Origin of the sequence: Georgenia muralis (genome assembly GCF_003814705.1) — a bacterium.
Taxonomy (GTDB): Bacteria; Actinomycetota; Actinomycetes; order Actinomycetales; family Actinomycetaceae; genus Georgenia; species Georgenia muralis.
Window position 1 is genome coordinate 697,151 of record NZ_RKRA01000001.1, and the last position, 26,113, is coordinate 723,263.

General features: G+C 70.6%; 22 protein-coding genes and 1 pseudogene. 12 read left to right on the top strand and 11 right to left on the bottom strand.

The features are described from left to right. Positions 1-83: 83 nt before the first annotated feature. A complete protein-coding gene (locus tag EDD32_RS03010; protein WP_170175181.1) occupies positions 84-1,637 on the bottom strand; it encodes an HNH endonuclease signature motif containing protein in 1,554 nt (517 codons plus the stop codon). A 421-nt stretch (positions 1,638-2,058) separates the two neighbouring features. Between EDD32_RS03010 and EDD32_RS03015 the strand changes: the two genes are divergently transcribed. Then, a complete protein-coding gene (locus EDD32_RS03015; protein ID WP_123914485.1) occupies positions 2,059-3,744 on the top strand; it encodes a RecQ family ATP-dependent DNA helicase in 1,686 nt (561 codons plus the stop codon). 55 nt (positions 3,745-3,799) lie between these two features. Here the strand turns inward: EDD32_RS03015 and EDD32_RS03020 are convergent, their stop codons facing one another. Then, positions 3,800-4,369, bottom strand: a complete 570-nt coding sequence (locus EDD32_RS03020; RefSeq protein ID WP_123920112.1) for a LysE/ArgO family amino acid transporter — start codon at positions 4,367-4,369, stop codon at positions 3,800-3,802. A gap of 98 nt (positions 4,370-4,467) precedes the next feature. On the opposite strand from EDD32_RS03020, the gene EDD32_RS03025 reads away from it, so the two are divergent. The 3 genes from EDD32_RS03025 (at position 4,468) to EDD32_RS03035 (ending at position 7,813) form a co-directional block, all read left to right on the top strand. Then, a complete protein-coding gene (locus EDD32_RS03025; RefSeq protein ID WP_123914487.1) occupies positions 4,468-5,385 on the top strand; it encodes a LysR family transcriptional regulator ArgP in 918 nt (305 codons plus the stop codon). Between the two features lie 144 nt (positions 5,386-5,529). Then, a complete protein-coding gene (rsgA, locus tag EDD32_RS03030) occupies positions 5,530-6,669 on the top strand; it encodes a ribosome small subunit-dependent GTPase A (RefSeq protein ID WP_246005950.1) in 1,140 nt (379 codons plus the stop codon). 322 nt (positions 6,670-6,991) lie between these two features. Then, the gene (locus tag EDD32_RS03035; RefSeq protein WP_123914489.1) at positions 6,992-7,813 is read left to right on the top strand and encodes an alpha/beta fold hydrolase; all 822 of its coding nucleotides are present in this window, start codon (positions 6,992-6,994) and stop codon (positions 7,811-7,813) included. 4 nt (positions 7,814-7,817) lie between these two features. On the opposite strand, the gene EDD32_RS03040 is transcribed toward EDD32_RS03035, so the two are convergent. Together EDD32_RS03040 and EDD32_RS03045 are read right to left on the bottom strand one after the other, a co-directional pair. After that, positions 7,818-8,789: an NAD(P)-dependent oxidoreductase gene (locus EDD32_RS03040; protein ID WP_123914491.1), complete on the bottom strand. Its 972-nt coding sequence runs from the start codon at positions 8,787-8,789 to the stop codon at positions 7,818-7,820. A 34-nt stretch (positions 8,790-8,823) separates the two neighbouring features. Next, positions 8,824-9,261: a hypothetical protein gene (locus EDD32_RS03045; protein WP_123914493.1), complete on the bottom strand. Its 438-nt coding sequence runs from the start codon at positions 9,259-9,261 to the stop codon at positions 8,824-8,826. Between the two features lie 149 nt (positions 9,262-9,410). Between EDD32_RS03045 and EDD32_RS03050 the strand changes: the two genes are divergently transcribed. Then, a complete protein-coding gene (locus tag EDD32_RS03050) occupies positions 9,411-9,836 on the top strand; it encodes an SRPBCC family protein (RefSeq protein ID WP_123914495.1) in 426 nt (141 codons plus the stop codon). A 242-nt stretch (positions 9,837-10,078) separates the two neighbouring features. On the opposite strand, the gene EDD32_RS03055 is transcribed toward EDD32_RS03050, so the two are convergent. Beyond that, positions 10,079-11,539, bottom strand: a complete 1,461-nt coding sequence (locus EDD32_RS03055) for a dicarboxylate/amino acid:cation symporter (RefSeq protein WP_484103605.1) — start codon at positions 11,537-11,539, stop codon at positions 10,079-10,081. Between the two features lie 1,022 nt (positions 11,540-12,561). Here EDD32_RS03055 and EDD32_RS03060 point away from each other — a divergent pair. Beyond that, positions 12,562-12,918, top strand: coding sequence for a DUF2243 domain-containing protein (locus tag EDD32_RS03060; protein ID WP_246005951.1), 357 nt, complete (start codon positions 12,562-12,564; stop codon positions 12,916-12,918). Here the strand turns inward: EDD32_RS03060 and EDD32_RS03065 are convergent. Continuing rightward, positions 12,892-13,239, bottom strand: coding sequence for a winged helix-turn-helix transcriptional regulator (locus EDD32_RS03065; protein ID WP_246005952.1), 348 nt, complete (start codon positions 13,237-13,239; stop codon positions 12,892-12,894). The two genes, EDD32_RS03060 and EDD32_RS03065, sit on opposite strands and share 27 nt — an antisense overlap. Before the next feature lie 101 nt (positions 13,240-13,340). Between EDD32_RS03065 and EDD32_RS03070 the strand changes: the two genes are divergently transcribed. From EDD32_RS03070 to EDD32_RS03085, 4 genes are all read left to right on the top strand, one after another. Further along, the gene (locus EDD32_RS03070; protein WP_123914499.1) at positions 13,341-13,760 is read left to right on the top strand and encodes a DoxX family protein; all 420 of its coding nucleotides are present in this window, start codon (positions 13,341-13,343) and stop codon (positions 13,758-13,760) included. 236 nt (positions 13,761-13,996) lie between these two features. Beyond that, entirely contained in the window at positions 13,997-14,290 is a 294-nt protein-coding gene (locus tag EDD32_RS19350; protein ID WP_484103606.1) for a luciferase domain-containing protein, read from the top strand. Positions 14,291-14,336: 46 nt separating this feature from the next. Further along, positions 14,337-15,191 (top strand): SDR family NAD(P)-dependent oxidoreductase, encoded by an 855-nt coding sequence (locus tag EDD32_RS03080; RefSeq protein ID WP_123914503.1) that lies wholly within the window; start codon positions 14,337-14,339, stop codon positions 15,189-15,191. A 167-nt stretch (positions 15,192-15,358) separates the two neighbouring features. Continuing rightward, complete coding sequence (locus tag EDD32_RS03085; RefSeq protein ID WP_123914505.1) at positions 15,359-15,928, top strand: PaaI family thioesterase; 570 nt, start codon at positions 15,359-15,361, stop codon at positions 15,926-15,928. Positions 15,929-16,278: 350 nt separating this feature from the next. On the opposite strand, the pseudogene EDD32_RS19980 reads toward EDD32_RS03085, so the two are convergent. After that, positions 16,279-16,755, bottom strand: a pseudogene (locus tag EDD32_RS19980) (helix-turn-helix domain-containing protein); the annotation flags it as partial. A 365-nt stretch (positions 16,756-17,120) separates the two neighbouring features. Next, positions 17,121-17,849: a dienelactone hydrolase family protein gene (locus EDD32_RS03095; RefSeq protein WP_246005955.1), complete on the bottom strand. Its 729-nt coding sequence runs from the start codon at positions 17,847-17,849 to the stop codon at positions 17,121-17,123. Positions 17,850-18,690: 841 nt separating this feature from the next. Here EDD32_RS03095 and EDD32_RS03100 point away from each other — a divergent pair. Beyond that, positions 18,691-19,170, top strand: a complete 480-nt coding sequence (locus tag EDD32_RS03100) for a peroxiredoxin (RefSeq protein WP_123914509.1) — start codon at positions 18,691-18,693, stop codon at positions 19,168-19,170. A 199-nt stretch (positions 19,171-19,369) separates the two neighbouring features. On the opposite strand, the gene EDD32_RS03105 is transcribed toward EDD32_RS03100, so the two are convergent. Further along, positions 19,370-19,798, bottom strand: coding sequence for a MarR family transcriptional regulator (locus EDD32_RS03105; protein ID WP_123914511.1), 429 nt, complete (start codon positions 19,796-19,798; stop codon positions 19,370-19,372). An 83-nt stretch (positions 19,799-19,881) separates the two neighbouring features. Here EDD32_RS03105 and EDD32_RS03110 point away from each other — a divergent pair, with 83 nt between their 5' ends. Continuing rightward, a complete protein-coding gene (locus tag EDD32_RS03110) occupies positions 19,882-22,989 on the top strand; it encodes an efflux RND transporter permease subunit (RefSeq protein ID WP_123914513.1) in 3,108 nt (1,035 codons plus the stop codon). Between the two features lie 873 nt (positions 22,990-23,862). On the opposite strand, the gene EDD32_RS03115 is transcribed toward EDD32_RS03110, so the two are convergent. Further along, positions 23,863-24,639, bottom strand: coding sequence for an SDR family NAD(P)-dependent oxidoreductase (locus tag EDD32_RS03115; RefSeq protein ID WP_123914515.1), 777 nt, complete (start codon positions 24,637-24,639; stop codon positions 23,863-23,865). 503 nt (positions 24,640-25,142) lie between these two features. Beyond that, positions 25,143-25,802 carry a TetR/AcrR family transcriptional regulator gene (locus EDD32_RS03120; RefSeq protein WP_123914517.1) on the bottom strand — a complete coding sequence of 220 codons (660 nt, stop codon included), beginning with the start codon at positions 25,800-25,802 and terminating at the stop codon, positions 25,143-25,145. Positions 25,803-26,113 lie beyond the last annotated feature (311 nt).

The window sequence follows — 26,113 nt, forward strand, 5'->3', positions numbered from 1 at the left end:
GGACGGACCACGTACCTCGTCCAGCGGTCCGGCTCGAGGGCCCGGCCGCCGCTGCTCGGCGACGACCGGGCGCTGTGCGACGGCTAGGTGCCCGGCGGTGACCCTGAGGTCGGTGGTGACCCTGGGGTCGGTGGTGACGCCGAGGTCGGCGGTGACCCTGGGGTCGGTGGTGACCCTGAGGTCGGTGGTGATGCCGGGGTCGGGGGCGACCCGGGGCTCGGTGGCGATCCGGGGCTCGGTGGTGTTCCGGGGGTGGTGATGGGGGTGGTGCCGGTGGGGGTGCCGTGGCGGTCGAGGAAACGCCAGTGGGTGGGGTGGCGTTCGATGGTGAGGTGTTGGGCGTGGACGTGGTCGTGGTGGTGCCAGCACAGCAGGATGGCGTTGGTGATGTCGGTGGGGCCGTGGTGGGCGTACCACCAGAGGTTGTGGTGGATCTCGCCCTCGCCGGGTGGGGCGTCGCAGCCGGGGTACTGGCAGTGCCGGTCGCGGGCGATGATGGCGCGGGTCTGGGCGGTGGTGAAGAGGCGTTCTTCGCGGCCGACGTCGAGGATCTCGGCGTCGGGGCCGAAGATGACGCGGTGGACGGCGCTGGCGCAGGCCAGGCGTTGGAGCAGGGTGAAGGGGATGGGGGTGTTGTCGGCCAGGGTCGCGGCCTCGATCCCGGCGAGGACACCGGGGTCGAGGTCGGCGGTGATCCGGGCGAGGGCGTCCCCGTCCTCGCCCGCGTCCTCGACGCCGCCCGTGCCGGCGTCACCCCGCCCGGGGCCGCCGGCGCCGCCGGTGCCGTGTGCGGAGGCGGCGGTGAGGGCGAGGAGGGTGTCCAGGGTGGTGGTCACGGCCAGGTGGGGGCGGATCCGGGCGGTGGGTTGGAGGGTGCCGGAGTCCAGGGCGAGGTGGGTGAGGCCGTTCAGGGCCGCGGCGCGGCGTTGGGCGGGGGTGCGGGTGTCCCCGGCGGGCGGGACGCCGGTGCGGGCGGTGAGGGCTTCTTTCAGGGCGGTGGCGTTGGCGGTGGCGAGGAAGCCGCGTAGGAGGGACCCGCCGGGGACGTCGGAGATGAACAGCTCCTCACGGTCCAGGTCGTCGGTGTAGGACCGGTCGGCGGCGTCGGGGTCGGTGCGGATGGCCCAGTGCTGGACCAGGCGGGTGAACCGGGCCACGTCCAGGCCCATCGCGTGGGTGAGGAGGAAGTCCTCACCCAGCTCGGGGTCGGCCAGCTGCGCCACCCGGGCGGGGGTGTCGGTGGCGTGGCGGATCAGGACCCCGACGTGCTCGTCACTGATCATCCCCGCGGACAGGGCCGTGGCGGTGGCGGGCAGGACCTCGCGCAGGGCCCGGGCGGTACGGACCCGCCGGGCGGCGGTGGCGGGGTGGGCGCCGGTGGTCTGGCGGACCCAGGCGGGCAGGGTCCTGGCCCCGCCGGTGGCCCACCGCCCGTCGGCGTCGACCGCGGCCAGGACCTTGGCCTCCAGGCCGGTGAGGTGACGGCGGACCCGCTCCAAGTCCTGGGCGGTCTGGGCCAGGGCGGTGAACGCCAGCCCGTGCACGTCCAGCTCCGCCAACCCCGCGCACGCGGTCAGCAGGTCGGCGACCCCGGCCGCCAACGCGGTCCCGGGATCGACCACCGCCTCCGCCGCCACCACACACCCCCCAGGGCACACCGCCCCGTTTCACGGGGCGTTTCGAATCGACTCCTCTACCTGCCACCAATTTATCGAACGCGCGTACGGGACCGCAATACCTCCGACTCGTGTAAATCAATTTGTGGATAAACGCAGATATCCACAGCTGCCGCATTTCTTGAATGCACGCGCACCGATGCGTCGGCGCACCCCGGAACCGGAGAACACAGAGCCGGGCACCAGGAGGAGGAATGCGAGGGCATCGCGGCGCTGAAGCACCCGGCACCCGGTCAGGGCGGGAGCGTCACAGCACGGCTGTGACGGCGCAGCCGTGGTGCCGGACGCGCAGACGAGGACCGGCCGGCGGAGCGGTTCTCCCCGCGGCCCGGACTCCGCGCCCCGGATTGCCGACCCGCCGACCGCGCCGCAGAGTTGCCCCATGCCTGCCCGTCCCACGTCCCGCGCGGCCTCACGTCCCGCCACGACCGTCACCGCGCGCACGCCCGCCGCACCCGCCGACACCGCCGACGTCGAGCGGGTCGCCCGGGAGACGTTCGGCTGGGTCGAGCTCCGCCCGGGCCAGGGAGAGGCGATGGCCGCGGCGGTCGCCGGTCGCGACGTCCTCGCGGTCATGCCCACCGGCTACGGCAAGTCGGCCGTGTACCAGGTGCCGGCGGTCCTGCGGGACGGCCCGACCGTCGTCGTCTCCCCGCTCATCGCCCTTCAGGCGGACCAGGTCGCCGGGCTCGTCGAGGCCGGCGGGCCCGAGGCGGTGGCGGTCAACTCCGCGCAGAACGCGCGGGAGAACGCCGAGGCGTGGGAGGCCGTGCGCGAGCACGGGGCGGAGTTCCTGTTCCTCGCACCCGAGCAGCTCGCGAAGGACTCGGTCCTCGACCGGCTCCGGGAGTCCCGCCCCTCGCTCCTCGTCGTCGACGAGGCGCACTGCGTCTCGTCCTGGGGTCACGACTTCCGGCCGGACTACCTCGCACTCGGATCCGCCGTCGACCGGGTCGGCCGGCCACCGGTCGTGGCGCTGACCGCGACGGCGTCCGGCCCGGTCCAGCGCGAGATCATCGAGCGCCTGGGTCTGCGGGACCCGCTCGTCGTCACCCGCGGCTTCGACCGGCCCAACCTCACGCTCGAGGTCCACCGTCACACGACCGCCGACGACAAGCGCCGTGCCGTCGTGGCGCAGGTGAGCGAGCTCGCCGGCCCCGGACTCCTCTACGTCGCGACCCGCAGGGAGACCGAGGCCTACGCCGCCGAGCTGGCCGCCCGCGGCCTCCGGACCGCCGCCTACCACGCCGGACGCCGGGCGGACGAGCGGGAGGAGGTCCACCGGGCCTTCCTCGACGGCGTGCTCGACGTGGTGGTCGCCACCTCGGCGTTCGGCATGGGCATCGACAAGCCGGACGTGCGCCACGTCGTCCACGCCGACGCACCCGAGTCCCTCGACAGCTACTACCAGGAGATCGGACGCGCCGGTCGCGACGGCGAGCCCGCCCTCGCGTCCCTCCACTACCGTCCCGAGGACCTCGGGCTGCGCCGGTTCTTCGCGACGACGTCGGTGGACGAGGACTCCCTGCGCGCGGTCCTCGCGGCTCTGCGCGCTGCGGACCGGGCCGTGCCGATGACGGCGCTGCGCCGCGAGCTCGGCATGCCCGCCCGCCGGCTCACCAACCAGGTCAACCTCCTCACGGAGGTCGGTGCGGCGGCGCGGGGCCGCCGGGGGGTGCGGGCGGTCGGCGACGACCGGCCGGCCCGTGTGGTCGAGGCGGCGGTCGAGTCGACCGAGTCCCGGGAGCGGATCGCCGGCTCCCGGATCGAGATGATGCGCGGCTACGCCGAGACCACCTCCTGTCGGCGCGACTTCCTCCTGGGGTACTTCGGGGAGGAGCACACCGGGGCGTGCGGCCGGTGCGACGTCTGCCTCTCGGGGACCGCCGCGCACGACGACGACGACGCGAGCGAGGCCTGGCCGCTCCAGGCCGCCGTCGTCCACGCGACGTGGGGGCCGGGCGTGGTGATGCGCCACGAGGGCGACCGGATCACCGTCTTCTTCGAGACCGAGGGCTACAAGACCCTCTCCCGTGACCTCGTCGACGGGCTGCTCCGTCGGGCGTAGGGACGGCCGCACGACCAGGGACGGCGGCGGCTCCACCGACGCGCCGCCTCGCGGATCAGCCCCGGACCAGGTTGACGGCCAGCAGGAGCATCATCACCCCGATCACCACGTCCACCGTCTGCCAGGTCCGCGGGCTCCGCAGGACCCCCGAGAGCGCCCGGGCGCCGTACCCGAGCGCGGAGAACCACACGACGCTGCCGGTGACCGCGCCGGCCGCGAAGACCCACCGGGCGTCCGGGCCGTGCTGGTTGGCGAGGCTGCCGACCAGGACGACGGTGTCGAGGTAGACGTGGGGGTTGAGGTACGTCAGCGCGAGGGTGGTGACGATCACCGAACCCTTCGACCTCGGCGCCTCGGCAGCCAACGACGACGGCCGGGACGCCGAGACGAAGGACCGCACGGCCCACCACGTGAGGTAGGCGGCCCCGCCCCACCGCAGGACGTCGAGCGCCGCCGGGAAGCGCGACACGAGCGCCCCGATGCCCGCCGTGCCCCCGAGGATGAGCACGGCGTCGCTGACCGCGCACAGGACCACCACGACGCCGACGTGCTCACGCCGGATGCCCTGGCGCAGGACGAACGCGTTCTGCGCACCGATCGCGACGATCAGCGCCAGGCCGGTCATGAGGCCGGCCCCCCAGATGCTCCACACGACGGTGACGGTACGGAGCGGCTGCTGCCGCAGACAAATGCGCGGATCTACGCGTCGTTAAGGTCTGCTTCATGAACTTCGAACAGCTCCGGGCCCTCTCGGCGATCGTCGACGAGGGGACCTTCGAGGCCGCGGCGGACCTGCTGCGGATCACCCCGTCGGCGGTCAGCCAGCGGATCAAGGCCCTCGAGCGGTCGGTGGGACAGGTCGTCGTCCGCCGGGGCGCGCCCTGCACCCCGACCGAGGCGGGGGCAGTGCTGCTGCGCACCGCCCGTCAGGTGCAGGTCCTCGAGGCGGAGACGAGGACTGCGCTCGGCACCGGCGCCGCCTCCCGGGCGGTCACCCCCGTCGCGGTCAACGCCGACTCCCTGGCGACGTGGTTCGTCGGTGTCCTGCGCGAGGCCGCAGGCTGGCCCGACACCACGGTGAGGCTCCACGTCGAGGACCAGGACCACAGCAGCACGCTGCTGAGCCGCGGGGACGTCGTCGGCGCCGTCACCGGCAGCCCGACGCCCGTGAACGGCTGCCGCGTCGAGCGGCTCGGCTCGATGCGCTACCTCCCGGTGGCCGCCCCCGCACTGATCGAGCGGTTCCGCGTCGGATCCGGCATCGACTGGGCCGCCATGCCCGTGCTGGAGTTCAACGCCAAGGACGGCCTCCAGGACGAGGTCCTCCGCGCCCGCGGTGTCGACCCGGCGCCGCCGACGCACACGATCCCGTCCTCGGAAGCGTTCCTCGCCGCCCTGCGGGCCGGTCTGGGGTGGGGGATGATCCCCGAGCTCCAGCTCCGCACTGACCTGAGCGACGGCTCCCTCGCCCTCCTCGAGGACGACGCGCACCGCGACGTCGCGCTCTACTGGCAGGTCTGGACGCTCGAGGCCGAGCGGCTGGACCGGATCAGCGAGAGCGTCCGCCGGCTGGGTCGGCAGGCCCTGCGAGACGCCGGGGCCGGGCGAAATTCGCTCGACGGCACCGCGGTGCCGGACTAGCGTCCACGACGGCGCCACGACAGCGCCGACGTCGTCGTCCGAGGAGGTGAGGGCAGTGGTCGTTCTCCCGCAGTGCCCGCCCACCCCCCGGATGCCCCCGTCGCCCTGACGTACGCGGCATCCCCACCCGAAGGATGCCCCAACGTGACTGCACCACGTCAGACCCAGCTCGGCCCCTCTCATCCGATCCGCCCCGACCTCCCCGCGCTCGGCTGGACCGACGCCCTGGCCGCGACCCTGCCGCCCGGCACCGAGCCCGACCGCGTGAGCCGCGTCGACCGTGGCGCCGTCGAGGTCCTCACCGCCACCGGCGCCGAGCACGCGCGGCTCGCCGCCCCGGTGCGCCGGGCTGCCGCCGCCGACCCCGTCGCGCTCCCGTGCGTCGGCGACTGGGTGGCGCTCGTCGCCCTGCCCGAGGGCCGCCGCGAGGTGGCGGCCGTCCTGCCGCGCCGGTCCGCCGTCGTGCGTGGCGGCGTCTCCCGGACGTCGCGCGAGGGCCTCTCGGGCGACGGGCAGGGTCAGGTGCTCGCCGCCAACGTCGACGTCGTCGTGGTCGCCGAGCCGGCCCGCCACGCCGACGACCTCGCGGACCTCGGGCGCATCGAGCGCCTCGTCGCCCTCGCCTGGGACAGCGGCGGCACGCCCGTCGTCGTCCTCACGAAGGCCGATCTCCTGCCCGGCGGGCTGCCGCAGCTGCTCGCCGACGTCGGCGCAGCCGCGCCGGGTGTGGACGTCCACGCCGTCTCGGCGGTGACGGGCGGCGGCGTCCCCGCGGTGCGCGGATACCTCACCGGCTCGGCGACGGCGGTGGTGCTCGGTCCCTCGGGCGCGGGCAAGTCCACCCTCGTCAACGCCCTGGCCGGTGGCGAGGTCATGCCCACCCAGCAGGTCCGCGCCGCCGACGGCCGTGGGCGGCACACGACCGTCCACCGAGAGCTCGTCGTCCTCCCGGGCGGCGGCCTCGTCATCGACACCCCCGGACTGCGCCGGGTCGGGCTGTTCGACGTCGGCGACGGCGTCGACAAGGTGTTCGCCGACGTCGAGGAGCTCGCGGCGTCGTGCCGCTTCGCGGACTGCAGCCACCGGGGCGAGCCCGGCTGCGCCGTCCTCGCGGCCGTCGAGTCCGGGGAGCTCCCCCGGCGCCGCCTCGAGAGCTGGCTCCACCTCCAGCGCGAGGCGGCGTGGATGGCGACCCGGTCCGACGTCCGCGTGCGGCGCAAGCAGGCCCGGCAGTGGGGCTCGATGCACCGGCAGATGCGCCGGGACGGGGTCATCCGGCGCTGAGCCGGGGCTCGGCCGCCGGTCCGGAGGCCGGTCCGGACGCCGGTCCGGCCGCCGGTCCGGCCGCCGCCGGGATGCGGGACCCGGCACGGCGGCGCACCCTGGAGAGGAGATCGGCGAGTCTGCGGAGGTCTCCATGGAGCGGTAGAGCCGGTGACGGTGTCCCGGGGGGTCGCGCCATGACGCCCGGCGGCACCGTCGCCCTGGGGGCCCGTCCCGGCCATGTGTCGCGCCCCCCTGCGCCAAGGTGGGACGGGCCTCCTCCGCGTCCGGGCACGCACCGCCACCGCGCGAGACGGGCGCGTCGCCCGCGTAACCTGCGGGGATGAGTCGTCTGCGCCAGTACGGCCGAGGGAGCCTCCTCTTCGACGTGCGGGACGAGGGGCCGGTCGACGGCGAGAGCGTCGTCCTCCTCCACGGCTTCCCCCAGAGCTCCGCCGCGTACGACAAGGTGGTCCCCGCCCTGCACGGCGGTGGACTGCGCACCCTCGTCCCGGACCAGCGGGGGTACTCCGCGGGCGCCCGGCCGGCCGCCCGCGCCGCGTACCGGCTCGAGTGGCTCGTCGCCGACGTCCTGGCCCTCCTCGACGCCGCCGGCCTCGAGCGTGCGCACGTCGTCGGTCACGACTGGGGTGGCGGCGTCGCCTGGGCCCTGGCCTCCGCCCACCCGGACCGCGTCGCCTCCCTCACCGCCCTGTCCACGCCGCACCCGCGCGCGATGGTGCGGTCGATGCTCAACCCGGCGCAGCTGGTGCGCTCGTCCTACATGCTCGCCTTCCAGGTCCCCCGGCTGCCCGAGGCGGCGCTCGGGGAGCGGCTGGAGGCGGCGCTGCGCGACAGCGGGCTCCCGGCGCCGGACGCCGCCCGGTACGCCGCGCTGATGGACGAGCCCGGTGCGCTCACCGCCGCCCTCAACTGGTACCGCGCCCTCCCGCTCACCCGGCTGGACGTCGGACCCGTCCAGGTGCCGACGACGTTCCTGTGGGGCAACCGCGACCCGTACCTGTCCCGGTCGGCTGCGGAGCGCACCGGCGACCACGTCGAGGAGCGGTACCGCTTCGTCGAGCTCCCCGCGGGGCACTGGCTGCCCGAGCGGGAGCCGGACGAGGTCTCCGCCGCCATCCTCGACCTCGTCGGCACCGGCTGACCGGTCAGTACCCGCGCCCCAGGTCGACCGTCGTCGGCGGCCGCCGCCCCGCGGCGAGGTCCGCCCGGACGGCGAGCAGCTCGGCGGCGATGTCCGCCGCCTCGGTCGGCCCCGAGACGTGGGGCGTGAGGGTGACCCCCGGGTGGTCCCAGCGCCAGTCCTCGGCCGGCAGCGGCTCGGTCTCGACGACGTCGAGGACGGCCCGGCGCACGGAGCCGGCGTCGAGCGCGGCCCGCAGCGCACCGGGGTCGAGGGTCGCGCCGCGGCCGACGTTGACGACGACGGCGCCGCGCAGCGACCCCAGGACGACCGGTCCCACCAGACCTCGGGTGCTCTCGGTGAGCGGGAGGGCGAGGACGAGGAGGTCGGACGCGACGAGGTCCGCGGCGCCGTCGGCCAGGGCGACGACCCGGTCGAACCCGGGCCGGTCCCGGCCGGACCGGCTGAGCCCGGTCACGGCGAAGCCGACCGCCCGCAGCACCTCGGCGACCCCCGCACCGATCTCCCCGGTGCCGAGGACGACGGCGCGCCGGCGCTCCACCCGCGCGGGCTCGAGCCGCCGCCACTCGTGGCGGTCCTGCTGCGCCCGGTAGTCGGCGACGTGCGTCAGCCCGGGGAGCACGTGCGCGAGGACGTGCGTGCCGATGGCCCGCGGCATCGACCCGATGGTCCTGGTCAGGACGACGTCGCTGCCGGTCAGCGCCGCGACCATCCCGTCCACGCCCGCGGCCATCGTGTGGACCCAGCGGATGCCGGCGGTCGTCAGCCCCGGCGGGGCCGCGACGCCGGAGAAGCTGTCGGCCCAGGCGAGGTCGTCCGCCGTCGCCGCTGCGTCCAGGACCCGCAGCTCGAGGTCGGGTCCGCGCCCCGGGTCCGTGCCGTCCGGCTGGTCGGGTTCGCCCGGACGCTCGTGCAGGTGCTCGGCGACGGCGGGGGCGAGCTCCCCGGCAAGGAGGAGGCGGCGGGCGAGGAACATGCGCCCATCCTGCCCGGCGCTCGCGGCAGGGGCCTCAGCCGTCCGCCACGCAGAAGTATTGCAGCTCCGCCGGCCCTGAGGAGACGTAGTGCAGGCCCGTGAAGCCGTGCGAGGTGGACGAGAGGTCGGCGCCGGCGTCGACCTGGTAGAGCACGTGGTGCAGGGGCTCGCCGGCGGGGTCGTCGACGGCGATGCGCACCGAGGCACCCTCCGGTCCGGCGGCGACGTAGACGACCTCCATCCGGAAGTCGGGCAGCTCGGTCACCGCCGGTGCGGTCGCCGGTCCGGTCGTGCCCAGCACCTCGACGGTGCCGCTGCGCTCACCGGCCGACGCCCCCGCATCGGGACGGTACTGGTAGGTGCACCCGATGGTCGCGGGCAGGTCCGGTGGCGGCGGCGAGCACGCGCCCAGCTGCGCGGCGGCGCCGACCAGCGCGACGACGACGCGCACCCGTCGCCGCGGTCGACCCATGTCGCTCATCATGCCGCGTGCCGGTGCCGTGGCGGCGCCGCTGCGTACCGGAGCCAGCACCCGCACGCCTCCGCGCCCGGCCGACGTCGACCTGCGACGATGGTGACCGGCGCCGGGACACCGGACCGTGAACGAGGAGAGGAGCGCCGGTGCGCCGTGTCCTGCCCGTCCCGGCCGAAGTGGCCTTCACGCTCATCGGCGACCTCGCCGGCCACGACCGCTGGATCCCGCTGACCACGATCGACGCCCCGCCCGCACCACCGCGCCCGGGTGACCTCATGGAGGCGGTGACGACAGGATTCTTCGTCGACCGGATGCGGGTGGAGGAGGTCCGGGCGCCCGAGGGCGGCCGACCGGGGCTGCTCCGGGTGCGCAAGATCGGCCCGGTGCTCCTCGGTGACGTCTCCATCGAGGTCGAGCCGCTCGGCCCGGGACGCTGCGCCGTCGACTGGGGCGAGCAGGTCCACCTGCGCGGGCCGTTGCCGCGCAGGTTCACGACGGCGCTGCTCACGCCCGTCCTCGAGGGCATGACCGCGCTGGCCCTGTGGCGGATCGAGCGGTACCTCACCCGCTGAGCCCGCGCAGCCGGGCCGGAATGTGCGGTGCCTCCCGGGCGTTCTCCCTGATGACCGATCCGACACTGCCCCCGGGCTTCAACGCCGAGCCGCTTCGAGCGGCCCTACCGCCGAGAGGCGCTGCGGACGGTCACGGAGCCCGCCCCGAGGGGGCGGGCTCCGCTTCGTGCGACCGTTCGGGCTGGGGTGTTTCGGGTCGGCCGAGGTGTCGGTCGGTCCGAGGTGCCAGGCGGTCCGAGCTGTCAGCGCCGGGCGTCGGACGCGACCGGCTCGGCCCCGCCGCCCGAGCCGACGAGCACCGGAGCCGCGCCGTCCGCGCCGACCTGCGCGGCGTCGTCGACGACGTCGTCGACGTCGTCGGTGAAGAGGTCCTCGGCGTCGGCCGACTCGTACTGCTCGACGTCGAGGATCCCCTCACGCTTGGCCACGATGACCGGAACGAGCGCCTGACCGGCGACGTTGACCGCAGTGCGGCCCATGTCGAGGATCGGGTCGACGGCGAGCAGCAGACCGACGCCCTCGATCGGCAGGCCGAGGGTGGAGAGGGTGAGGGTGAGCATGACGGTCGCGCCGGTGAGCCCGGCGGTCGCCGCGGAGCCGACCACGGACACGAAGGCGATGAGCAGGTAGTCCGTCACGCCGAGGGAGATCCCGAAGAACTGGGCGACGAAGATCGCCGCGATCGCCGGGTAGATCGCCGCGCAGCCGTCCATCTTGGTCGTCGAGCCCAGCGGCACCGCGAACGAGGCGTAGGCGCGGGGCACGCCGAGGTTCCGCTCGGTCACGCGCTCGGTCACGGGCAGGGTGCCGATGGACGAGCGGGAGACGAACGCGAGCTGGATCGCCGGCCACGCGCCACGGAAGTAGCGGCCCACCGACAGACCGTGCGCACGCAGGAGCACGGGGTAGACGACGAAGAGGACGAGCGCCAGGCCGACGTAGATGGCCAGGGTGAACGTGCCGAGCTGGGCGATGGAGCCCCAGCCGTACGTCGCGATGGCGTTGCCGATGAGACCGAGGGTGCCGATGGGCGCGAGGCGGATGATCCACCACAGCACCTTCTGGATCACGGCCAGCAGCGAGCGGTTGAAGGTGAGGAACGGCTCGGCCTTCTGGCCCACCTTGAGGGCGGCGACGCCGACCACGAGGGCCATGACGATGATCTGCAGGACGTTGAAGCTCACCGCGGTGCTCACCCCGGCGACGGCGCCGTCGGCGCCCGTCTGCAGGCTCCCGGAGGAGGTCAGGCCGAGGAAGTTCGCGGGGATGATGCCCTTGAGGAAGTCGAGCCAGCTGCCCGTTCGTCCCGGCACGGACGCGGCGGACGCGTCGGCGCCGGAGTTGATGCCCGGCTGCAGGAGCAGGCCGAGCCCGATGCCGATCGCGACGGCGACCAGGGCGGTGATCGCGAACCACAGGAGAGTCTGGCCCGCCAGGCGGGCGCCGTTGGCGACCCCGCGCAGGTTGGCGATCGAGGCGACGATGGCGGTGAAGACGAGCGGCGGGACGACAGCCTTGAGGAGGCTGACGAAGGACGAGCCGATCGTCGCCAGCGCGACGGTCAGGCCGTTGGGCTCACCCTCGGCGCCGGTGCCGATCTCGAGGGCGAGCCAGCCGAGGAGGACGCCGACGACGAGGGCGATGAGGATCTGCGCGCTGAACGACGGCAGGCGCAGACGCCTCCGGGTGGGAGCGGTGGACACGGGTGGTGCCTTTCTGGTCTGGCGGCGGCGGGCCGGGTGGCCGGCCGGGGTGGGTTCGAGGGGCACCTGTGCCATGACGGGACGGCGCTGGTGCGGTGAGGTGCGACTGGCTGCAGCAGGTGGTGGACCGGGACGCAGGCCCGACGAGCGGCCGGGACGCAGGTCCGCCGAGCGGCCGGGACGCAGGCCCGCCGAGCGGTGCGGCGACCGGTGGGGCCTGCGACGCACTGGGCACGTCTCGGCCGGCGGCCTGCTGGGCCCGGCCGCCCGGTGACACCAGGCCCTGCCACCGTCGGCGGCCCTGCGTGGCGGGGTCACCGTGCGGTGGGCGGGGCGGTCACCGCCGAGTGGTGGCGCGGTCCCCGTGCGGGTGGGGCGGTCACCGTGCGGGTGGCGCGGTCACCGTGCGAGGCGCCGCCACCGTGCGGGTGGCGCGGTCACCGTGCGAGGCGCCGCCGAGTCGTCGCTCGGTCAGCTCAACAACAGGACGCCGGCACACACATCGCACCGGCCTGCCGACGGAGGTCGACGACGAGGCGGGTGGTGAGGTTCCAGACGTTGAACTGTTCGAACCTGTCCTGGCCTGGGGTTTCGCCCTGAGCTCGGACGCTATGGGGGAACCATGGGGGAACAGGGCCGTATGTGCTCTCCCCCGCCGAAGCAGAGGTGGCGAGACCCCGACGGTTATCGTCGTGAACTCGGATGGGTAGCGCACCCACCACCGTCACCCTACCGAGCCCGGTCGGATCCGCCTCACTTTCGAGCGTTGCCGACAACCGCGATGGCGCAGTTCTGCCTCTCACGTAGCAGATTTCGAGTTGTGCAACGCCAGCTTGCCACCATCGAGAGAGCCCGCCCGCCCCTCTCTCACGACAAACCAGGTTGCACGCCGGCTCCCTTGTCATTCACCGTTTCGCCGGTCACACCCGCGACGGAGAATCGAGCGAGGACTCGAGCAGCGGCGGCGAGAGCCGCGCCGCCCCGGCTCCGGAAGCACCTGACCGCGGCGGCGGATGGTTCGCGTGCGGGTGCGGGTGATGTCCGGACGCGGTTTGATGTTGTTGGACAAGTGCCGAGCCGCCCTGGAGGTTTCCGTGACGAGTCCGTCCCCCGAACCGGGAACGAATGCGCGCCGGTCATCGATCCTCGCGGCGGCGATGATCGGGGTCGGGCTGATGGCGGCCATCGACGAGATCGTCTTTCATCAGATCCTGGCCTGGCACCACTTCTACGACCAGTCCACCAGCGCGGTCGCGTTGATGTCCGACGGACTCCTGCACGCGGGGGAGCTGGTCCTCATCGTCGGTGGGTTCCACCTCGCACCGAAAGTCAGGCCACCGCGCGATCGACGCCTAGTCAGCTACCTGGCTCCAGTCTGAAGCCCAGGACGAGATTGAGTCGATCACCGGCTCCAGAGCCCGCCCCTTGGCCGTCAGCACGTATCGCGGCGCGCCGCTGCTCACCGGGCAGGTGCGCGAGAGAAGTCCTTCACGTTCCAACTCTCGCAGCCTTTCGGCCAGCAGGCGGTCGGACAGCCCCGGTATCGCGGCGCGGATCTCACTGAAGCGCTCCGCGTGAGCCATCAGCGCATGAAGGATGACACCGTTCCATCGCCGACCGAGCAGCTCGACGGTCTGGTGGAAGGACGGGCAGTACCGTCCGCAGTCACCACCCATGAGGCCGCTCCCCTCGTCCGCCACCTTGCCCTCCTACCTCCGCTCAAGCGTGATTGACCTGAGCTCAGAGTACTGCTATACCTCAAGTACTTACTCTTGGTAAGCGGCGACCTCGGGAGGATAACGTGGATGTCCTGGTGCTCCTCGGTAGGGTGCTTTTCGGCCTGCTCTTCGTCGGGTCAGGCTACGGCCACCTGGCACAGAGGCAGATGATGGCTGCTTACGCCGCGGGCAAGGGCGTGCCGGCCGCCAACGTGATGGTCCCGCTGACGGGGCTGCAGATCCTGGTCGGCGCCCTGATGGTGGCCCTGGGGATCTGGCCCGACGTCGGTGCCCTGCTGCTGGTGGCGTTCCTGGTACCCACAGCCTTCATCATGCACGGCTTCTGGGCCGAGACCGATCCCGGAGCCAAGGCCATGGAACAGACCCAGTTCCTCAAGGACCTGGCCCTGGCCGGTGCGGCGCTGGTGATGTTCGCCGTCTTCGCCTACCTCGGTGACGATCTCGGTCTCGTCCTGGTCAGCCCGCTGTTCACCCTGTCATGAGCAACGCCGACCCCGTGGCCATGCCTCATCGCCCTGGCCCACGACCCTCCACGACCTCGACCAACCCGCACACCCAGCTCGACCAGCAGCCCGACGACGACCAACCGCGGCAGTACCTCATCGGGCAGCTCATCGACCTGCCAGGTGTGGTCTGGGCGAGCTCGATGATCTCCGTCCCGGGTGCACGAGCGCTCACGCTTCCCCGGGGCCGAGCCCAAGGCCCACCCGATTCCTTCATGGTCGACACCGAGTTCGCCCACCTCCATCCAGCCCCCGACCATTCCTTACACCTGGTACTACCGCCGACGGCCGCCAAGGCTGCGATCGAAGCAGGCTGGGCCGAGCAGCACCCCGTCGCCCGCCTCGGGATCATCGCGCCGGGTGCGGTCATGGTCTACGCCCCACGCGACGCGTACGAGGCGGACATCGCCGCCGGTCTCGTAATGGCGTCATACGCCTACGCAACAGGAGCAGAACCTCCGCTCAGATCAGAGCCGGGGACCACACCGGGCCCTGAGGGCACGGCCTGACGCTCAGGTCGCGCTGGTCCGGGAACTAGTCAAGAAGGAGTACCTCATGGCGGGACGACTCGAGGGCAAGGTAGCCCTGATCACCGGCACGGCAGACGGGCAGGGACGGGCGGCCGCGCTCGCCTTCGCTATGGAAGGCGCCAAGATCGTGGGCTGCGATCTCAAGGCGGACCTAGCCGAACAGACCGTCGAACTCGTCCGGGCACACGGCGGTGAGATGGTCTCGATGCAGCCGCTGAACCTGGGTGACGAAGCCGGGGTGCAGCGCTGGATCGACTTCGCTGTCAAGGAGTACGGCGACTTCGACATCCTTTACAACAACGCCTCGGGCGTGCGCGGCGGCACCATCGAGTCCTTGACCCGCGTGGACTGGGACTTCGACATGACCAACGAGGTCACGATCTTGTTCCTGGCGATCCAGAAGGCCCTGCCGGTCTTCAAGCGCAAGGGCCGCGGCACCATCCTCAACACCGGCTCGGTCGCCGCGATGGTCGGCTCGGCCATGCCCGGGAACGTCGCAGGCAACCTGGTGCACAACGTGGCCAAAGCCGCTGTCCTGCGGCTGACCACCAATCTCGCCGTTGAGCTGTCACCGTGGAACATCCGCGTCAACGCCGTCTCCCCAGGGTTCATCGACACCCCCGCGACACGACCACTGCTGGAGGCCGGCGGGCGCGCACCGGTCGAACGCGCACTGCTCAACCCCCGCATCGGGCGGCCTGAGGACATCGCGATGGCAGCGGTGTACCTGTGCTCGGACGAGGCCGACTACGTCACCGGTGCGAACCTGGTCGTCGACGGCGGCTGGGTCGCAGCCGGCGGCGCCGGCCGCCCCGACCCCGACATCGGGCAGATCTTCGTTGACGTGATGAAGAAGTTGACCAACGCCCCCACCGCCTGACAATGGGATGCGAGGCGAGCCCCGCAGCGGGCTTCCTGACCTCCGCGTGACTGACTTCGGGTCTTCGACGAGACCGACCGTCCGGCACCGTGAGCACGCACCCACTACCCTCTCCCTGCGGCGAACCTCTCGTCGCGGCAGCAGTAAGGCGAAAGGTGATCGCTTTGATGGCTGACGTGGAAGCGATGCTCGCGCACTGGGCCGAGAGGGCCGGGCCCCACCCAGATGGCGCGATGCTGCCACCGCACCACGAACAGTGCCTTGGCTGCGGCCCCGACAACGCCCACGGCCATCACCTCCAAGTCAACCGCCGTGGGGACGGGGTGGCGGCCGACCACGTCTTTGACGACCGCCACGTGGGAGCTCCAGGAGTCGTCCACGGCGGCGCGGTCGCCACCGTCCTCGATGACTTGTCGGGGTTCCTGCTGTACCTGGTGGGGACGCCGGCAGTCACCCGCCAGCTCACAGTGGACTACCTGTCACCTGTCCTCGTGGGGGTCACCTACCGGATGGAGGCGAGGGTGACGAGCCGTGAGGACCGGAAGTTCTTTGTTGCTGCCACCCTGAGCGACCTCGACGGATGCACCGTGGCCACGTCGACGGCGGTGTTCGTCACGGTCGGTGTCGAACATTTCGCCCGGCACGGAGCCGTATCCGGCGGTAGCCCCACGCCACCCGTCGCGGATGATCACCGCGACAGCGGTCGGGAGGGTGCGGTGGGTCAGCAACGCGGGTAGTGCGCGTCTCGGCGGTCTTCCGCGGGGCCGCGGCATGCCTTAGCTCCCGGTACGTAGCAACGTGGACCGCGTTGGTCGGGGGTTCGTCATGGTAGTGCCGTGACACGGCACTCGACGACCGCACCCCTCGGGCAGCCAGCCCACCGACGCGTGTGGAGTAAAGTCACGAATAGCGGGCAGGGCTGCTTGCCGAGACTCCACACTGGGGACGCGTAGATAACCCGGTGCAGCGTCGTCAGAAACAGGGTGAACCGCGCCTAGCCTAGGGAACTCACGGATTCCCTTGTGTTTCCGGGGAACCGGGCGGTTCGCTCAGTCTGAGTGTAGTGGGTCCGCGAGGCGCTCGGGCTCGGGCAGACCGTGCGCCACAGCGTCTTCCATGACGTCCCGAGCCGGCGGGCGAGGCCCTGGATCGTGGCGTGCTCACGGCGCAGCTGCCCGATCGCCCAGGTGATCGCCCAGGTGGTGATTGAGCCACGGGCGGCGACGAGCCCTGGGACCTGCTCCACGAACGTGCCCCTGGGGCAGCCGCGGTCCGGGCAGCGCCAGGTCCGCTAGCGCCACAGCACTTGTACCGCCACAGTTCCGGAAACGTCGTGCAGGACGCGCAGGCGCCGGCCGCGGCTCGGGGCGACGACCCCGCAGGTCGGGCAACCGATCAACTGCCAGGGCGTGGAGACCGTCACGGTCATCACCGTCTCCACGGTCATCACCGTCTCGTCGCGATCGACGCCCTCGGCCCGGACACGGTCCAGGCCGAGCAGCACGTCACAACGCGAGCAGGGATCTGTCGTGGGTGCGGCAACGCACCCCGTAGCGTTGGGCAACGTCGAGGTCCTCGGGTTGAGCGGTTGCTTGGTCGCTACTGATCATCGGGGACCTCGACCCCTACCCAGCCGTGATCACACCGCGAGTCTCACTCCCCACCGGATGTTCGAAGAGCCGCTTTGGGCCCTCGCGGCGGCAACGGTCCAGCCTCGGAGGGTACGAGGCCGGCAGGAACGGCGAGGTAGGTCACGGCGTGAACGCGGCCAGGGCGACTCCTGCTTGGACCTCCAGAGCAGGCGCCTCACCCGGATTGGTAATCGCCTTGATTAACCATCGGAGAGGACGTCGACGGGAATCCGTTCAGGTCGAGTGGTTCGGCACTCAGCCGAAGCGTGACCGAGGGCCCCGGCGGCTGCTGAAGTCGTCAGGACTTCGCTATTCCACCGTTTCGGAGGTGTCGCTCGAAGAACCTGAAGATGCGGTCCCAGGCGTCTTCCGATGACGGGTGGTGGTAGTTGAAGCCGCCGATCCGTTCAACCACAGCGAGAGGACCGCTGTTGTGCCGGTTCATGAAGGAGTGACCCGCGTCGGGATACTCCTTCACGTCGCGCTCAACTCCGAGACCTGAGAGCGCGCGGTCCAGTCGCTCGGCCGCCCCGGGCAGCGTGCGGTCTCGAGCTCCGTAGCTGGCAACCACCGGACAGGCGCCCAGGAGGGCGCTGTCGGCGTCCTCGGGGAGTTGGCCATAGTTGGCAGCGGCAGCGTCGAAGCCGCGGGTGGCGGCGAGGAGAGCGAAGCCCCCGCCCATGCAGAAGCCGAGCACGCCGACCCGCCCGGTGCAGTCGGCGCGTTCGTCCAGCCACGCCCGAGTGGCCGCCAAATCGTCGAATGCAGGGCCCTCCCCGCGGGCGAGCGCCCGAAACGTCGATCTCAGGCACCGCATCGGACCACCGGCGGTGAACAGGTCGGGCGCCACGGCCAGGTAGCCTCCAGCTGCGAGCCGGTCCGCCTGCTGCCTGGTGTCGTCGGTCAGCCCGAAGGCCTCGTGCACTACCACGACACCCGGCCAGGGCCCTTCCCCGATCGGAGGGGCGGCCAGGTAAGCACGCAGAGAGGGCGCACTGGCGCCGGCCGGGATGGTCGTCTCGGGCAATGTGGTCCCCCAGCGATCGCGATGCGGGCAGGGACGTCGTATCGAGTTCTGCGAACTCGGACGATCCTCCTGACTCGCTGTACGGTACCGGAGCATCGGAGATGCGATAGGCCCGGAGCCATGCTCAGCTGCGAGTCGCGAATCAGAGGGCTCATGTCCACACACCACGTCAGCGGTTTGACGGCTCCATCGGAGAATCGGTGGGGTGAGGCCGCCCTCCGACGAGGAGCATCCTGAGTCGGTAGTTGGTGGGGTTGCGGAAGCCGCGGGCGATGCGGCGGTGGACTTCTACGATCCCGTTCAGCTAGCTAGACGTGACGATCGCGTTTGGTAGTGCTCGGCCGACCGGGACTGGGTCGCCGCGTTCCAGCAGCTGTCGCTGGTGGACCTGAGCACGGCGCAGATCGCCAAGCGCACCAAAGGCCTGAATGCACCACGCGGTCCCACCGTTGGGGCCGCTCACCTAGACGACGGTCTATGTCTCCGAGATGGCCAACAGGCCCTCGCCCGCCCCCCGGTGATCGACTCCCGCACCCGGGCGCTGCAGGAGCCTCACAGTTGCCTACCGGCGTCGCACTGCTGACCTGCTACGCCCACCACGCCCCGGGCGAAGGATGCTGTGGGCCAGCCGCGCGCCGTTGTACGCGCACTTACGAAGGATGCTTACTATTCGTGAGGACCTGATCTAGAATGGATGGTGGCCTAGGGTGCCGGCACGGGCATGCCGGCGCCCATCTCCAGGTGGAAGGATCGGTGCGGACACTGTGGACGTGGTCCTCTCGATTGGGCGCAGCTTGCCGCGCGATCCGCACCGGTCCCTCTCGTGCGGGTGGAGTCGTAGATGAGCAGCGTACTAGGCGTCGGTGACCTTGCCCCGGACTTCGAACTCCCCGACCAGCATCAGACTGCCGTTCGGTTGAGCCGGCTGCTAGTGGCCGGGCCGGTGGTGCTGTTCTTCTATCCGTTGGCGATGAGCCGAGGCTGCACCGCGGAGAGCTGCCATTTTCGTGACCTGGCCGCGGAATTCAACGCCGTCGGTGCGAGCAGGGTCGGGATCAGCCGCGACACCGTTGCTCGGCAACGTCAGTTCGACGCCGAACACCACCTCGGGTACCCGTTGCTGTCCGACCCGGATGGGACCGTCGCCTCCGACTACGGCATCCAGAGGAACCTTCCCGGGCTCCCACCGCGACGAAGCACGTTTGTGATCGGCTCCGACCGTCGGGTACGAGGAGTCATCCGTAGTGAGCTGCGGATGGAGACTCATGCGGACGAGGCGTTGCGCATATTGAAAGCCGAGGAGCCGGCGGCGCCACTGTGACGCGTGGCCTCGGCTTGCAGCCGCACAATTGATGGGCTGGCTGGAGGTCGGGCGCCGTGCTCGTTCACGTAGGCAGCGATCTTCGGGTCCGTGGTCACATCGCTGTGGCAGGAGGGCGGGCGTCAGTGACAGCCCGAAGTGGCCCCGCTTGGGGCTGTGGTGCTTAAGCCCAGCAGCACAGCGGGGCAAGATCGAGTGGTCATTCGCGACCGTAGACCTGCTCTGCGGCTCGACGCAGCGCCGCGAACGCCGTCGCGATGGTCTGAACGCTCTCGTCGTCCAGGCGGGACAGGAGCGCGACGCGATGTCCGGCACCTTCGGCCATCAGCTGCTCCACCAGGTGTGAGCCTCGAGCTGTGGGATGTATGTGTCGGGCACGACGGTCCGCCGGATCCGCTACTCGCTCGACGAGCCCCCGGTCTGCGAGTCGATCCACCAGACCGGTGACCGATGCCGGGCTGATCTTCAGCGCGTCGGCCAGCTCGTGACTCATCAGCGACCCGTCCACGTGCAGCAGCAACAGGACCTTGAGTTGCTGCATCGTCAAGGTGGTCTGCAACAGAGCGGTGAACTGCGCCCTCGAGAAGAGGCGTAGCAGCGCCGCCTCGTCCTCGGCGATGGCCGCCATCACTCCGTCCCGATCCACCGCGTGCCCCAATTCTTCGGCTAAGCCGTACTATTCACCTCGCACCGACTATACGGGAGATTCCTATGACTCGTCTTGCCCGCCTGAGCCTCTCCAACCGCGCTGTGGTGGCGTTGGCCACGCTGATCCTCATCGTGGCGGGGGTCTTCTCCACCACGTCGCTGAAGCAGGAGCTCATTCCGTCCTTGGAGATCCCGCTCGCGGTGGTCGTGACCCCTCTTCCGGGTGCCGCGCCGGACGTGGTCGAGCGGCAGGTGACCGAGGTGGTCGAGGCCGCCGTCAGCGGTGTGGAGGGTCTGGAGGGGACCGAGTCGACCAGCAGCAACAGCCTGTCGGTCGTGTCGGTGGAACTGGCCTACGGCACGGACATGAAGGCTGCCCAGCAGGACCTGGAACAGGCCGTGTCCCGCCCGGGCACCGGTCTTCCCGCGGACGCCACACCGTCGGTGATCACCGGCAGCATCGACCAGCTTCCGGTGGTGCAGCTGGCGGTGGCTGCCCCGGAGCTGGACGAGCAGGAACTCGTGACCCGGGTGGAGGAAGAGATCCTTCCGCAGTTGCGCGGGGTGGAGGGATTGCGTGAGGTCACCCTGTCCGGTGCGCGGGAGATGCGCGTGGAGGTTGTCCCGGATCCGGCTGCCATGGCGGCCGCGGGGATCGGTTTCGACGCTGTGAGCTCGGCACTGCAAGCCAATGGTGTGGTCATCCCGGCCGGCACGGTCACCGACGGACAGCGCAGCCTGAACGTCGTGGTGGGCGAGCGGCTGTCCTCGGTGCAGGACATCGCCGCGATCGCGCTGCCCGCCGCCAACCCCTCCGGTGCACCGGTCCTGCTGGGTGACGTGGCTACGGTCGAGCAGGCCGCGGTCTCCGCCACCTCGTATGCGCGGACGAACGGTCAGGCGAGCATCGCCCTGGCGATCACCAAGACTCCCGACGGCAACACCGTCAGCGTCTCCAACGACGTGCGGGACCTGATCCCGGGGATGGAGGCAGCGCTGGGTGAGGGTGCTGCGGTCGACGTGGTTTTCGACCAGGCACCGTTCATCGAGAAGTCCATCGAGGACCTGAGCACCGAGGGCCTCCTCGGTCTGATCTTCGCAGTGATCGTGATCATGCTCTTCCTGCTGTCGCTGCGGTCCACGCTGGTCACGGCGATATCGATCCCGCTGTCGTTGCTTATCGCGATGACCGGGCTGTTGGTCGGTGGATACTCGCTGAACATCCTGACCCTCGGGGCGCTGACGGTCGCGGTCGGGCGGGTCGTGGACGACTCCATCGTGGTGATCGAGAACATCAAACGCCACCTCGGTTACGGGGAGCCCAAGGAGCAGGCGATCCTGGCCGCGGTGCGTGAGGTCGCCGGTGCCGTGACGTCGTCCACCATCACCACCGCGGCGGTGTTCGTGCCGATCGGGATCGTCGGAGGTCAGGTCGGTGAGCTGTTCCGGCCCTTCGCCTTCACCGTGGCTGTGGCGCTGCTGGCCTCGCTGCTCGTCTCCTTGACCATCATCCCGGTGCTGGCCTACTGGTTCCTGCGCGCCCCGGCCGACCACCCGCACACGGCTGTGGACCGAGACCGCGTAGAGCAGCGAGAACGCCGCGGACTCCTCCAGCGCAGCTACCTGCCAGTGCTTCGGGGAGCGCTTGCCCACCCGGTGATCACCTTGGTCATCGCGACCGCCGTGCTCGGCGGAACCGTCGCAGCCGCCCCGCGGCTGGAGACCAACTTCATCGGCGACGCCGGCCAGAACACCCTCAGCGTCGACCAGCAGCTGCCGGCCGGGACCAGTCTGGAAGTCACCGACGCCGCGGCACGGAAGGTCGAGGACGTCATCGCCGACCTGGACGGGGTCGAGACGTACCAGGTGACCGTCGGCTCCGGTGGAGACGGACTGGAGACCGCCTTCCTGGGCGGTGGCGGCGGGTCCAACACGGCCACCTTCGCGATCACCACCGACCTGGACGCCGACCAGGCCCGCGTCGAGCAAGATCTTCGTGCCGCGATCACGGACCTGGACGATGCCGGGGAGCTGACCGTCACCACCGGCCAGGCCGGGTTCGGGCTGCCGCCGGTAGAGGTCGTGGTCCGCGCCGTCGACGACCAGACCCTTCGCGAGGCCGCAGACCTTGTCGCCGTTGCCATGGCGGACGTCCAGGGTACGACCGACGTCGTCAACAACCTCGCCTCGGACGCACCCGCCATCCAGATCCAGGTTAACCGCGAGGCGGCCGTCCAGGCCGGCACGAGCGAGAGCGAGATCGGGCAGGCCATGGCCGGGCTGCTGCGCGGTGCGCCGATCGGTCAGGCGGACATCGCCGGACGCACGACCGACGTCGTGGTGCTCCTGGGCCAGGCGCCCGCCGACGTACAGGCACTGCGCGCCACCCCGATCCCCACCGCCACCGGGATCGTCCCCCTGGGTCAGGTCGCTGAGGTGAGCGAGGTCCAGCAGCCCACCAGCCTGACCCGCCAGGACGGGGTGCGCACCGCCACGGTGACCGCCACCGCGACCGATCAGAACCTTGGAGGAATCACCACCCGGCTGCAGGAACAGCTCGACGCCCTCAACCTGCCCGAGGGCGCAGAAGCCGAGATCGCAGGCGTCAGCGCGGAGCAGCAATCCGCGTTCGACGACCTGTATCTGGCGCTGCTGGCATCCATCGCCATCGTCTACCTGGTGATGGTGGCCACGTTCCGCTCCCTGCTTCAGCCGGTCATACTCCTGGTGTCGGTGCCGTTCGCCGCCACCGGTGCAGTGGCACTGCTGCTGCTCACCGGCACACCCCTGGGTGTGCCGTCGATGATCGGGCTGCTCATGCTCGTCGGCATCGTCGTCACCAACGCGATCGTGCTCATCGACCTGATCAACCAGAACCGCGAGCACGGCCTGAGCGTCCTCGACGCGGTGATCGAGGGCTCCCGGTACCGGCTGCGGCCGATCCTGATGACCGCGGCGGCGACCATCGGCGCCCTGACCCCGATGGCACTGGGACTGACGGGGGGCAGCGTGTTCATCTCCCAGCCGCTCGCGTTGGTGGTCATCGGCGGACTGACCACCTCCACCCTCCTGACGCTGGTGCTCGTCCCGGTCCTGTACCACTTGACCGAACGCGCCAGCGCGGCCCTGCGTGAGCGGCGAGGCCGCCGCCCGGCCACCCTCCCGGCGTAACCATGCCAGACCCCAAGTCTCACGGGGTCGGAGGAGGCCGAGCCGACTGATGGAAATCGCGTGATGACCTTCTGCGCACGCTGATGACCCGTTCAGGATGCGGGGACGGCAGTTCCCACGGACACCCAACCGCAGGTCCGACTGGAGGGCCTTGCGAGCTGCGCGCAAGGCACCTCGTCGATGAAGGCCGCCCCGGGTGCCGGGCATCGCCACGGCGGAGCGCCCGCGACGGTGTTGGACGACCTCTCCAAGAAGTACGAGCTGGAGTCCAAGTACCGTGCGGTGCTCATGGGTGCTGGACGGCCGCGACGGCTACGGGCCCTGGCCTCTATCGAAGGGTTCAGCCGGCGACGCGCGGGCGGTGCCGACCCGCAGGAGCTGCGAGGCCTTCCTGTGGTCCGGGCGCCGCCTGACGTCGCGACCGCGTCACTGCACTGCAACACCGACCAGGTCGGGCCAGTATTCGGCCGGGCGCGTCGGACTGGTCTTCGACCACTGGTTGAACACCACCACGCGGCTGCACCCCGCCCTGGAGTACGCCGCCCGAACCGAGCACGAGAGCCGCTACCGTATTCTGCACGTCCCACCAGGCGGCCCCGCGGACATCGCGGCGGCGGCCTAGCGATTCCTGGAGGCCCCCGCTCTACGTCTTCGAGGCCGCCGGGTTCGAGACGTGCCTGGTGAACGCAAAAGGATGTCAAGTACCTGTCCGGGCGGCCCAAGTCTCGACCGGCTCGATGCGGCATGGCCGTGCACCACGTCTTCGACCTGAACTCGGCGACACCGTCACTTGCAGAAGTCGCCTCACCGCCTTTCCCAGGTACCCCGCCAAGCTCACCGACATTTTTTCGGGTTAGCGCAGCCCAGGGCCGATCAGATCGCCGAAAATCCCCCGTCGACGACAAAGTTCTGCCCTGTGACGTAACCCGACTCGTCCGAGGCCAAGTAGAGGGCGCAGGATGCAATGTCCTCTCCCATGCCAACTCTCTTGATGAGGGAACCGTCGATGATGGTCTGCCTCAGTTGGTTCACCATCTCCTCGCCCAAGGTCTGCCAAGCCGGCGTGTCGATCCCACCTGGAGCGATGGAGTTGACGCGGATGCCATATTCGGCGAGGTCCGACGACAACGTCCTCGTCATCGCGATCACCCCGCCCTTAGTGGCAGAGTGCGCGAACTCGTGCAAGCCGCCGATGACTCGCCCGGTGAGACCCGCCACGGAGGCCGTATTGATGATCGATCCCCCTCCGCGAGCCCGCATATGGGGTAGAGCGTGCTTGATGGCGAAGAAGATCAGGTCGAGTTCATTCCTGATCGTGAAATGCCAATCCTCGCTGGAGAAGTCGGCGATTCTTCCAAATCGAGGAGCCGACGCATTGTTATAGAGAACGTCAAACTCACCGAACTGCTGGACAGCGAAATCTATCCACTGGCGAACTTGCTCTTCGTCCCCGAGGTCGACCGGCTGCATCGAGACCATCTCGCCCCCCTCGGCCTTGACCAGAGCCACCGTCTCCTCGGCCTCGGCCACCTTCACGTCACAGCCGACTACCTTCGCCCCCTCCCGAGCGAACAGCAGCGCCGCTGCCCGCCCCTGCCCCCCGGCCGTCCCCGTGATGAGGGCAACCTTGCCCTCGAGTCTCCCGGGCATCTCCGTACTCCTCTCGCCGCCAGCGGCACCCGTTGCTTACGGTGCGTAAGTAACGCATCGAATCTACCCCCCCCCCCCCCCCCCCCCCCCCCCCCCCCCCGGGCGCCGGTTTGGATACCCTCCCGGCGCGGACCTAGTGAACCGTGACTTCGGGGCTACAACCGGGATGACGTGGCGGATGACCGACCTGGGCCCTATGCTGCCGACCCACTCCGGGGTGGGGTATGTGTGTTCACCCGGCGACGCGTAGGGACTCCGACCCTGGAGGCCGGCCCCGACGTGTTGCCCGGCTGGGACTCGCTGGGCGAGCTAGGAGCGTGTACGGCGTCTCGACCGCGGTGGACGGGGCCTGCCCGAGTTCACCCGTTGGCCTTAACCAAGGTCTCCATCAGCCCCAGGACCGGTTCGGACGGGTTCGCCTACAAGATTGCCCTTCGGGGCGGTCGGATCAGGACGGCGCCAGGGTTGCCTTCAGACAAGGGGTTCTACTTCTGCGGCGACGCTCACCACGCCGGCGGATCAGGGCTCCGTCGCTGCGGCAGTCCGCGGAGCAACCAGTCGACGAGCTCAGTGACGTACTGCGGCAAGGTCTCGGCGATCTGGTCTTTGGATGGGCGGCCAGGCGCGATGATCGTGTGGAAGACGATCGCCCCTTCGAGCGCCTCAAGGAACTGGGCAGCGGATGTACCGATGGGCATCTCCCCTTCGGCGACGGCCTGCTCGAGCCGGCCCATCAAAGCGAGCACCCCTCGGTTGAGGCTCTCGTTCTGGATGTCCGCGTACTCGTCTGGATTTGCCACCGCAGCCGAGATGATCGCCGCCATGGTGGCCCCCTGCTTGCCCAGAAAGAGTGCCGCCCGGGCAACCGCGTATTCGACGAGGTAGTCGCGGATGGGGAGCGACGGGTCCGCCGGGTTGACGTGCCGGGTCTCGAAGTCGCGAACTGCGTCCAGGAGCAGCTCGCGCTTGTCCTTCCACCGGAGGTAGATCGACGACTTTCCGACTCCAGCGTGCTGGGCGACGGCGTCCAGACTGAGTCCTGCCCAGCCCCTCTGGCCGAACAGCTCGAGGGCGGACCGGTAAGCACGTTCTTCGGTGTCGGCGTGCCGTGGACGCCCGGGACCGCGGCGGGCTGGCCGCGAGTCGTCAGAGAGAAGTGTCATCGCTCCCGCCCTCTCACTAGACCGCAATATCCTGGCTCGAGAGCCACACACCTCATTCTCGGGTGGTAGTGCTCTTCCAGCCGACTCCACTCGGCGCGACGGTCGTTCTCAGTATGACCCGCTATAGGCGCAAAATGTCCGAAACCACACCGCGGTGTTGTGTTGAGTGACACGGCGGCGGTGCTCGGGGCCAGTGTCCGTGTCGTGTGCAGCTAACGGGACATGCCGACCTTGTTCAGACGGATACGTACTTCCCTGCTGACGGACAGTTGATCTCCGCGTATGTGGCCATGGGCCGGTCGTGTCGCTCC